Origin of the sequence: Lysobacter sp. 1R34A, from assembly GCF_051217035.1 — a bacterium.
GTDB lineage: Bacteria > Pseudomonadota > Gammaproteobacteria > Xanthomonadales > Xanthomonadaceae > Lysobacter.
In genome coordinates this window covers 1-8,556 of sequence record NZ_JBPKJP010000135.1, presented here as the reverse complement: position 1 = coordinate 8,556, position 8,556 = coordinate 1, and the positions used below count along the sequence as shown (strand labels likewise).

The following is an 8,556-nucleotide window of genomic DNA, read 5'->3' as shown; positions in this document are numbered from 1 at the left end:
TGGGCCGCCGGGACCCCGCGGGCCGCCCGGGCCGGGGCGACGGCTGCGGCCGCCTTCGGTGTCGCCGGGGCTGGCGTGCTGGATGCGCAACGGGTGACCGGCCACGCGCACCTTCTTCAGGTGCTCCATCAGTTCGCGCGGCATGCCTTCGGGCAGGTCGATCAGGGTGTAGTCGTCGCGGATGTCGATACGGCCGATGTAACGGCTTTCCAGGTCGGCTTCGTTGGCGATCGCGCCGACGATGTTGCCGGGCTGGACGCCGTGGGCGTGGCCGACTTCGATGCGGAAGGTCTCCATGCCGACTTCCGGCGCGCCGCGCGGGCTGCGTTCGGCGCGCGGTGCCGGCGACTCGTCGTCGAACAGCGATTCGGCCTTGTTCGACGGACGCGCCGACGGCGGGGTGTACTGGCGGTCTTCGCGACGCGGCGCCGGGGCGCGCTCGCCGTCGCGCGGCGCACGCGCGTCGGCCTGGCGGAATTCCTTGCGGTGCGCGCCGGAGTTGGAGGCGTTGTCGCGCTCGACGAACTTGCGCGTCGCCGCGCCGCGGTGTTCGCGCGGGCCGTCGCGCTCTTCGCGCTCGTAGCGGGCCGCCGCCGGGGGCGGGGTCAGCAGCAGCGGGCTGTCGCCCTGGACCACCTTGGCCAGCGCCGCGGCGATCTCGACCGCCGGCACGTTCTTCTCGCGCTCGTAGCGCTCGACCATTTCGCGGAACAGGCCGAGGTCGGCGCTTTCCAGGGCTTCGGTGATGCGGCCGAGGAAGCGCGCGACGCGCTGTTCGTTGACGGTCTCGACGCTCGGCAGCTCCATCGGCTCGATCGGCTGGCGCGTGGCGCGCTCGATCGCGCGCAGCATGCCGCGCTCGCGCGGGGTCACGAACAGGATCGCCTCGCCCTTGCGCCCGGCGCGGCCGGTGCGGCCGATGCGGTGGACGTAGCTCTCGGTGTCGTAAGGGATGTCGTAATTCAACACGTGGCTGATGCGGTCCACGTCGAGGCCGCGCGCGGCGACGTCGGTGGCGACCAGCACGTCGATCTTGCCGTCCTTGAGGTTCTGGATGGTCTTCTCGCGCTGCGCCTGCTGCACGTCGCCGTTGATCGCCGCTGCCGACAGGCCGCGTGCGCACAACTTCTCGGCCAATTCTTCAGTGCCGAGCTTGGTGCGCGAGAACACGATCATCGCGTCGTAGGGTTCGGCCTCAAGGATGCGGGTCAGCGCGTCGAGCTTGTGCACGCCGCTGACCGACCAGTAGCGCTGGCGGATGTTGGCGGCGGTGGTCGTGGTCGACTTGATCGCGATCTCGACCGGTTCTTTCAGATAAGTCTGGGCGATGCGCTTGATCTGGCTCGGCATGGTCGCCGAGAACAGCGCGACCTGGCGCGATTCCGGGGTCTTCTTGAGGACGTTCTCGACGTCGTCGATGAAGCCCATGCGCAGCATTTCGTCGGCTTCGTCGAGCACCAGGCAACGCAGCTCGGACAGGTCCAGCGTGCCGCGGTCGAGGTGGTCGATGACGCGGCCGGGCGTGCCGACCACGACGTGCACGCCGCGCTTGAGTGCCTGCAACTGCGGGTAATAGCTCTGGCCGCCGTAGATCGGCAGCACGTGGAAGCCGGGCAGGTGCACGGCGTACTTCTGGAAGGCCTCGGCGACCTGGATCGCCAACTCGCGGGTCGGCGCCAGCACCAGGGCCTGCGGCTTGAACTGCTTGGGATCGATCTGGGCCAGGATCGGCAACGCGAACGCGGCGGTCTTGCCGGTGCCGGTCTGAGCCTGGCCGAGCACGTCGCGGCCTTCGAGCAGCGGCGGGATGGTCGCGGCCTGGATCGGCGAGGGCGACTCGTAGCCGACGTCCTTGAGCGCGCGCAGCAGCGGCTCGGACAGGGCGAGGTCGGTGAATTTCGGGGTGTCGGGGGAGGTATTGGTCGGGTCGGCGCTCATAACGAGGCTCAGCAGCGCCGGCGATGCCGGTCGGAAGACCCACCAGTTTACTCCTATGAGTGTGGAGCTACGGCTCGGCGCGGGATCGGCGGGCATCCTGGGTACAGGTGGGGACAGTGGCGGGATCGGATGCGGCAGGCACCCACGGGCTCCGGCGGCGGGCTGTGCCGGATCGGTCCTTTGCCACGTGGCGGCGGGTCGTGGCTTGCGGGTATTGCACGTTTGTGCACAATTGAGCTCAATCCTTAACGATTTGGCTGCCATGTCCGCCGACGAACTGCTGCCGCAACAGCGCCATCGCCTGATCCTGGAGCGTTTACTCGCCGAGGGCCGGGTGATCGCGGTCGATCTGGCGCGCGAGTTGGAGGTCTCCCACGACACCATCCGCCGCGACCTGCGCGAAATGGCCGCGGCCGGGCAGTGCCGGCGGGTCTACGGCGGCGCCTTGCCGACGGCGCCCGACCACGGTTCGCTGAGCCAGCGCCGGGCCCAGGCGCCGGCGCGCAAGGCGGCGCTGGCATGCGCCGCGGTGGCCCTGGTCGAGCGCGGCCAGGTGCTGTTCCTCGATGCCGGTTCGACCAACATCGCCATCGCCGAAGCGCTGCCGCGCGACTACGGCCTGACCGTAGCCACCAATGCGCCGGCGATCGCGGCCTTGCTGGCCGTGCGCGACGACATCGAGCTGATCGTGATCGGCGGCCGGGTCGATCCGCATGTCGGTGCCAGCCTCGGCAGCGGCGCGATCCGCGATGCCGCGGCGATCGCCAGCGATGTGTACTTCCTCGGCATCTGCGGCGCCGATGCGCGGGCCGGGATCAGCGCGCTCGATTACGAAGACGCGCAGTTCAAGCGCGCCGTCGCCGCCGCCAGCCGCGCGGTGGTCGCGGTGGCGACCGACGACAAACTCGGCACCGCCGCGCCGTACACGGTGTGGCCGGCCGAGGGCGTGCGGGCGCTGGTGATCGAGCATGGCGGCGACGCTGCGGAGGCCGAGGCCTTCGCCGGGCTCGGCGTACGCGTGCTGCGCGCCGGGCCGCCCGACGATCACGCGAAGCCATCCAACGACCGCGCGCGCACTCCGCGCGCCGAACCGGGCGACTGATCCGCGCATGACCAGCAGCCTGGGCGCCGATGCCTACCGCCTGTCGCGGCCGCGCGCCGCCACCGAACCGAGAACGACCATGAGCGAATTCGACCCCGCCGACGCCCCCGTCGACGAAGCCACCAGCGCCGGCGAGCGCGACCCTTCGCGCGGCGCCGCCGTCGGCGACACCGGCCCGGGCGCGGCGATCGGCGCCAGCGAGCGCCTGTCGACCCGCATCGCCTTCTTCATCGCCGGCCTGGCGATGGCGGCCTGGGCGCCGCTGGTGCCGTATGCGAAGGCCCGCACCGGCATCGACGACGGCATGCTCGGCCTGCTGCTGCTCGCGCTCGGCGCCGGCTCGCTGGCGACCATGCCGCTGACCGGTGCAATCGCCGCGCGCTACGGTTGCCGGCGGGTGATCCTGCTGGCCAGCGCGGTGGTCTGCGCGGCCTTGCCCTTGCTCACCCATTTCTCCAGCGTGCCGGCGATGGCGCTGACCCTGTTCGTGTTCGGCGCGGCCATCGGCACCATCGACGTCGCCATCAACATCCAGGCGGTGATCGTCGAAAAAGCCAGCGGCCGCGCACTGATGTCGGGTTTCCACGGCTTTTTCAGCGTCGGCGGCATCGCCGGCGCCGGGCTGGTCAGTGCGCTGTTGTGGCTGCAGGCGGCGCCCGCGGTCGCGGCGATGAGCGTCGCGGTGGCGCTGGCGCTGCTGATGCTAGCTGGCAGCCGCGGCTTGTTGCGCTATGGCGACGACAGCCAGGGCGGCTCGATGTTCGTGCTGCCGCACGGGGTGGTGATCCTGATCGGTGCGCTGTGCTTCATCGTATTCCTCGCCGAGGGCGCGATGCTCGACTGGAGCGCCTTGCTGCTGGTGTCGCAGCGCGGCGTCGAGGCCCGCGTGGCGGGCATCGGTTATGCGGTGTTCGCCCTGGCGATGACGATCGGGCGGTTCAGCGGCGACCGCATCGTGCATCGCTTCGGCCCGCGGCCGGTATTGGCCGCCGGTGGCGCCTGCGCCGCGACCGGCTTCATCCTGGCGGCGCTGGCGCCGGGCGCCGTGCCGACCTTGATCGGTTTCGCCTTGGTCGGCTTCGGCGCGTCCAACATCGTGCCGATCCTGTTCAGCGCGGCAGGACGGCAAACCGCGATGCCGGCCGGTGCGGCGATTTCGGCGGTCAGCACGCTCGGTTATGCCGGCATCCTGATCGGGCCGGCCGCGATCGGCTGGATCGCCAAGTTCAGCAGCCTGGCGATGGCCTTCCTGCTGCTCGGCGCGGCCTTGGTCGCGGTGGCGGCGAGCGCGCGCATCGCCGCCGCGCGCGACTGAAACGAATCTTCAGCGCGGCCGCTGCGCCAGCCAGCGGTCGAGCTGCGCGGCGAAGGCCTGGCGGTCGCGGGCATGGAACACCGCCGGGCCGCCGGTCTGTATGCCGGCGCCGCGCAGTTCGTCCATGAAATTGCGCATCGACAGGCGTTCGGCGATGGTGTCGCGGGTGTACAGCTCGCCGCGCGGGTTCAGCGCGACCGCGTGTTTTTCCAGGGCCAGCGCCGCCAGCGGGATGTCCTGGGTGACCACCAGGTCGCCGGCGGCGACGCGCTCGACGATCTGCGCGTCGGCGACGTCGAAGCCGCCGGGCACCTGGATCGCGCGGATGTAGGGCGAGGGCGGCGTGCGCAGCCATTGGTTGGCGACCAGGGTCAGCTGCACCCGGGCCCGGTCGGCGGCGCGGAACAGGATGTCCTTGATCACGACCGGGCAAGCGTCGGCATCGACCCAGATCTGCGGCGCGGCGATGGCGGTCATGAGCGGGCGGCTCCGGGTTCGCTGGTGATCCGGCATTGTCGCGCCTGGCGCTGGGCCGCGTCGCATGCCTTCGTCCGGGGCCGGCTACCATGTGGCCCGTGTCGCCGCAGCGTCTGGCGACCATCTCCCCGGAGCGCCGCGCATGATCAAGGTTCATCACCTCAACAATTCCCGCTCGCAGCGCGTGCTGTGGCTGCTCGAAGAGCTGGAGCTGCTGTACGAGATCGTGCACTACCAGCGCGACACGAAGACCATGCTGGCGCCGCCGGCACTGCGCGCGATCCACCCGCTCGGCAAATCGCCGGTGGTCGAGCTCGACGGCCAGGTCCTGGCCGAATCGGCGGCGATCATCGAGACCCTGACCGAACGCTACGACACCGGCCACCGGCTGTCGCCGCCGCCGCAACCGCTGCAGGGCGAGGAGCGGCTGCGTTATCGCTATTGGCTGCATTACGCCGAAGGCTCGGCGATGCCGCCCTTGCTGCTGAACCTGGTGTTCTCCAAATTGCGGCGCGCGCCGATGCCGTTCTTCGCCAAGCCGATCGCGCGCGGCATCGCCGACAAGGCGGTGTCGGCCTTCGTCGGGCCGCAGCTGGCCCTGCACCTGGACTACATCGAAAGCGAACTCGGCAAGCACGAGTGGTTCGCGAGCGACCGTTTCACCGCCGCCGACATCCAGATGAGTTTTCCGGTCGAGGCCGCGGTCGCGCGCGCCCGCGACCGCGAACGGCCGCGCATGCGGGCCTTCGTCGAACGCATCCAGGCGCGGCCGGCCTACCGGCGCGCGCTGGAGCAGGGCGGGCCGTACTCGCTGCTGAGCTGAGCTGGCTGCTGAGCTGAGCTGAGCTGAGCCGGCTTGTTTTCGGGCTGTTCCGGGCCCACTGAAGGGGAACGCGCCGCGGCATCGGCGCGGCCTCCCCCGCGCACCGTCCTTTAGAGCCCCGCATGCATTCGCCGCAGTTCGATAACGCCTTCGTCCGCGAACTTCCCGGCGACCCCGACACCTCGCCGGGCGTACGCCAGGTGCATGGCGCGCTGTATTCGCGGGTCGATCCGACTCCCGTCGCCGCGCCGCGGCTGCTGGCCTGGTCGGCCGAGATGGCCGCGCGCCTGGGCTTCAGCGAGGACGACCTCGCCAGCCCGGCCTTCGCCGAGGTGTTCGGCGGCAATGCCTTGCTCGACGGCATGCAGCCGTATGCGGCCAACTACGGCGGGCATCAGTTCGGCCACTGGGCCGGCCAGCTCGGCGACGGCCGCGCGATCTCGCTCGGCGAGGTCGTCAACGCCGCCGGCGAGCGCTGGGAACTGCAGCTCAAGGGCGCCGGCCCGACCCCGTACTCGCGCAGCGCCGACGGCCGCGCGGTGCTGCGTTCGTCGGTACGCGAATTCCTGTGCAGCGAGGCCATGCACCACCTCGGCGTGCCGACCACGCGCGCGCTGAGCCTGGTCGGCACCGGCGAGAGCGTGGTCCGCGACATGTTCTACGACGGTCGCCCGCAGGCCGAGCCCGGCGCGGTCGTGTGCCGGGTCGCGCCGTCGTTCATCCGCTTCGGCAATTTCGAACTGCCGGCCTCGCGCGGCGAGACCGAACTATTGCGGCAACTGGTCGACTTCTGCATCGCCCGCGATTTCCCGCACCTGAGCGGCGAGGGCGAGGCTTTGTACGGGGCCTGGTTCGGCGAAGTCTGCGAACGCACCGCGGCGACGATGGCGCACTGGATGCGGGTCGGTTTCGTCCATGGCGTGATGAACACCGACAACCTGTCGATCCTCGGCCTGACCATCGATTACGGCCCCTACGGGTGGATCGACGACTACGACCCGGACTGGACCCCGAACACCACCGACGCCGGCCAGCGCCGTTACCGCTACGGCCAGCAGCCGCAGGTGGCGTACTGGAATCTCAGCCGCCTGGCCGGCGCCTTGTCGCTGTTGATCCCGGTCGAGGCCTTGCAGGACGGCCTGCGCCGCTATGTCGATGCCTACAACCTCGCCGAGCGCGACAGCATCGCGCGCAAGCTCGGCCTGCGCGAATGCGGCGACGAGGATGTCGAGCTGATGCAGACGCTGCGCGAATGGCTGCATCGGCATCAGGTCGACATGACGATCTTCTTCCGCGCCCTGGCCTCGGTCGATATCGCCCAGGCGCAGCCGGACGTACAAGTTTTTGCCGAGGCGTATTACGACGCCGAACTGGGCGCGCAGGGCGAGCCGGCCTTGCGCGCCTGGCTGGCGCGCTACGCCGAACGCGCGCGCGCCGATGCCTGGCCCGCGGAGCAGCGCATCGCCCGCATGAACGCCGCCAACCCGCGTTACGTGCTGCGCAATTACCTGGCACAACAGGCCATCGACCGTGCCGGGCAGGGCGACCTGCAAGGCATCGCCGAGTTGCTGGACGTGATGCGCCGCCCGTACGAGGATCAGCCGGGGCGCGAAGCCTATGCCGCGCGCCGCCCGGAATGGGCCCGCGACCGCGCCGGCTGCTCGATGCTGTCCTGCAGTTCCTGAGTCCGCGCTTCCTGAGCGCGCAGTTCCGAGCGTGCAGTTCAACAGCATGACGTTCGTCGATGCGCGGCAACGTAGCCCACGCGGCGAAGGCGCCAGGCCGCCATCGCGAACGCGCCGGGTTTTCAGCACAATGCGCAGCATGAATCCGACTGCCGAACTGCGCGTCCTCGACGCCGATGCGACCCCGTGGCACGACGCGTACTGCGATTACGTTTCCCAGGTATTCCGCCAGGCGGATTTCCGCCGTTGGTGCGAATGGGGGCAGTGGGGCGAGGATTACCGCGCGTTCTGCCTGGTCGGGGACGACGGCCGCGTGCTCGCCAATGCTTCGGCCTGGCGCATGCGCCTGTTGATCGAAGGGCGCGAGGTCGAGGCCTATCAGCTCGGCGCGGTCGGTTGCCTGGCCCGGGCGCGCGGGCAGGGTTGGGCGCGCCGGGCGATGGAGGCCGCGCTGGCGCATTGCGGATCGGCGCCCGTGTTCCTGTTCGCCAACGACAGCGTGCTGGAGTTTTATCCGCGTTTCGGTTTCGCGGCAGCGCCGCAGAGCCTGTTCGAGGCGAGCCTGCAGGCCGAACCGGCGGGCGACGGCAGCGCCGCCATACTCGACCTTTCCGACGCGGCGATTCGCGCCGACTTCCTGCGCGTGGCGGCCGCCGCGCCCGCGGTCAGCGGACGCTTCGCTGCGTGCGATTACGGCCGCATCGCTACCTGGTACGCCGCCAACGGTTATGCCAGCCCCGTGCGCCGGCTCGGCGACGACACCTGGGTGTTCGTCGATGCCGAGAACGGGGTGCTGACGATCGAGGACGTGTTCGCGACCGGGCCGTTCGATCTGCTGGCGGCGCTGCCGCAGCTGATCGAGCAGCCGATCCACACGATCCGGTTCGGCTTCACGCCGGATCGCCTGTGGCCGCAGGCCCGGGCGGTCGGCGCGGAAGCCGATGCCGGTCTGTTCGTGCGCAACCTGGTCTTGCCGGCCGGGCCGCAGCGATTTCCGCTGCTGGCGCGGACCTGAGCGGTAGGCCTGAGCGGCTCAGTGCCGGCGGCGATCGCCGGCTGATTGCCGGTTGATTTGCCGGCGGTTAGAGGTCGGGAGCGCGAGGTCAGGACCGACATCGCTGCCCTGATGTCGATGATTTGAAGGCGCGGCCGGCAAGCGGCAGCGTCGCCGGCAAGCGGCAGCGTCGCCGGCGAGCCGGCTGCGCCGCGCCGATGC

At 70.4% G+C, this 8,556-nt stretch carries 7 protein-coding genes; 5 read left to right on the top strand and 2 right to left on the bottom strand.

Annotation, left to right across the window (positions count from 1 at the left end):
• Positions 1-1,938 (bottom strand): DEAD/DEAH box helicase (locus ACSAMQ_RS18930; RefSeq protein ID WP_435397146.1); only part of this gene is annotated, 1,938 nt, incomplete at its 3' end.
• A gap of 262 nt (positions 1,939-2,200) precedes the next feature.
• On the opposite strand from ACSAMQ_RS18930, the gene ACSAMQ_RS18925 reads away from it, so the two are divergent.
• Complete coding sequence (locus ACSAMQ_RS18925; RefSeq protein WP_435397145.1) at positions 2,201-3,040, top strand: DeoR/GlpR family DNA-binding transcription regulator; 840 nt, start codon at positions 2,201-2,203, stop codon at positions 3,038-3,040.
• A 7-nt stretch (positions 3,041-3,047) separates the two neighbouring features.
• On the top strand, positions 3,048-4,355 hold the full coding sequence (locus ACSAMQ_RS18920; RefSeq protein WP_435397144.1) for an MFS transporter: 1,308 nt from the start codon (positions 3,048-3,050) through the stop codon (positions 4,353-4,355).
• Between the two features lie 9 nt (positions 4,356-4,364).
• Here the strand turns inward: ACSAMQ_RS18920 and ACSAMQ_RS18915 are convergent, their stop codons facing one another.
• The gene (locus ACSAMQ_RS18915) at positions 4,365-4,832 is read right to left on the bottom strand and encodes a YaiI/YqxD family protein (RefSeq protein WP_435397143.1); all 468 of its coding nucleotides are present in this window, start codon (positions 4,830-4,832) and stop codon (positions 4,365-4,367) included.
• A 142-nt stretch (positions 4,833-4,974) separates the two neighbouring features.
• Here ACSAMQ_RS18915 and ACSAMQ_RS18910 point away from each other — a divergent pair, with 142 nt between their 5' ends.
• The 3 genes from ACSAMQ_RS18910 to ACSAMQ_RS18900 all read left to right on the top strand — a co-directional run bounded on the left by ACSAMQ_RS18910 (position 4,975) and on the right by ACSAMQ_RS18900 (position 8,355).
• Positions 4,975-5,655, top strand: coding sequence for a glutathione S-transferase (locus tag ACSAMQ_RS18910; protein ID WP_435397142.1), 681 nt, complete (start codon positions 4,975-4,977; stop codon positions 5,653-5,655).
• A 122-nt stretch (positions 5,656-5,777) separates the two neighbouring features.
• On the top strand, positions 5,778-7,340 hold the full coding sequence (locus ACSAMQ_RS18905) for a protein adenylyltransferase SelO (protein WP_435397141.1): 1,563 nt from the start codon (positions 5,778-5,780) through the stop codon (positions 7,338-7,340).
• 139 nt (positions 7,341-7,479) lie between these two features.
• Positions 7,480-8,355, top strand: a complete 876-nt coding sequence (locus tag ACSAMQ_RS18900) for a GNAT family N-acetyltransferase (RefSeq protein WP_435397140.1) — start codon at positions 7,480-7,482, stop codon at positions 8,353-8,355.
• Positions 8,356-8,556 lie beyond the last annotated feature (201 nt).

Excerpts from the sequence above, each read along its gene's own strand:
- ACSAMQ_RS18925 (WP_435397145.1), top strand. The coding sequence starts at position 2,201 with ATGTCCGCCGACGAACTGCTGCCGCAACAGCGCCATCGCCTGATCCTG.
- ACSAMQ_RS18920 (WP_435397144.1), top strand. The coding sequence starts at position 3,048 with ATGACCAGCAGCCTGGGCGCCGATGCCTACCGCCTGTCGCGGCCGCGC.
- ACSAMQ_RS18915 (WP_435397143.1), bottom strand. The coding sequence starts at position 4,832 with ATGACCGCCATCGCCGCGCCGCAGATCTGGGTCGATGCCGACGCTTGC.
- ACSAMQ_RS18910 (WP_435397142.1), top strand. The coding sequence starts at position 4,975 with ATGATCAAGGTTCATCACCTCAACAATTCCCGCTCGCAGCGCGTGCTG.
- ACSAMQ_RS18905 (WP_435397141.1), top strand. The coding sequence starts at position 5,778 with ATGCATTCGCCGCAGTTCGATAACGCCTTCGTCCGCGAACTTCCCGGC.
- ACSAMQ_RS18900 (WP_435397140.1), top strand. The coding sequence starts at position 7,480 with ATGAATCCGACTGCCGAACTGCGCGTCCTCGACGCCGATGCGACCCCG.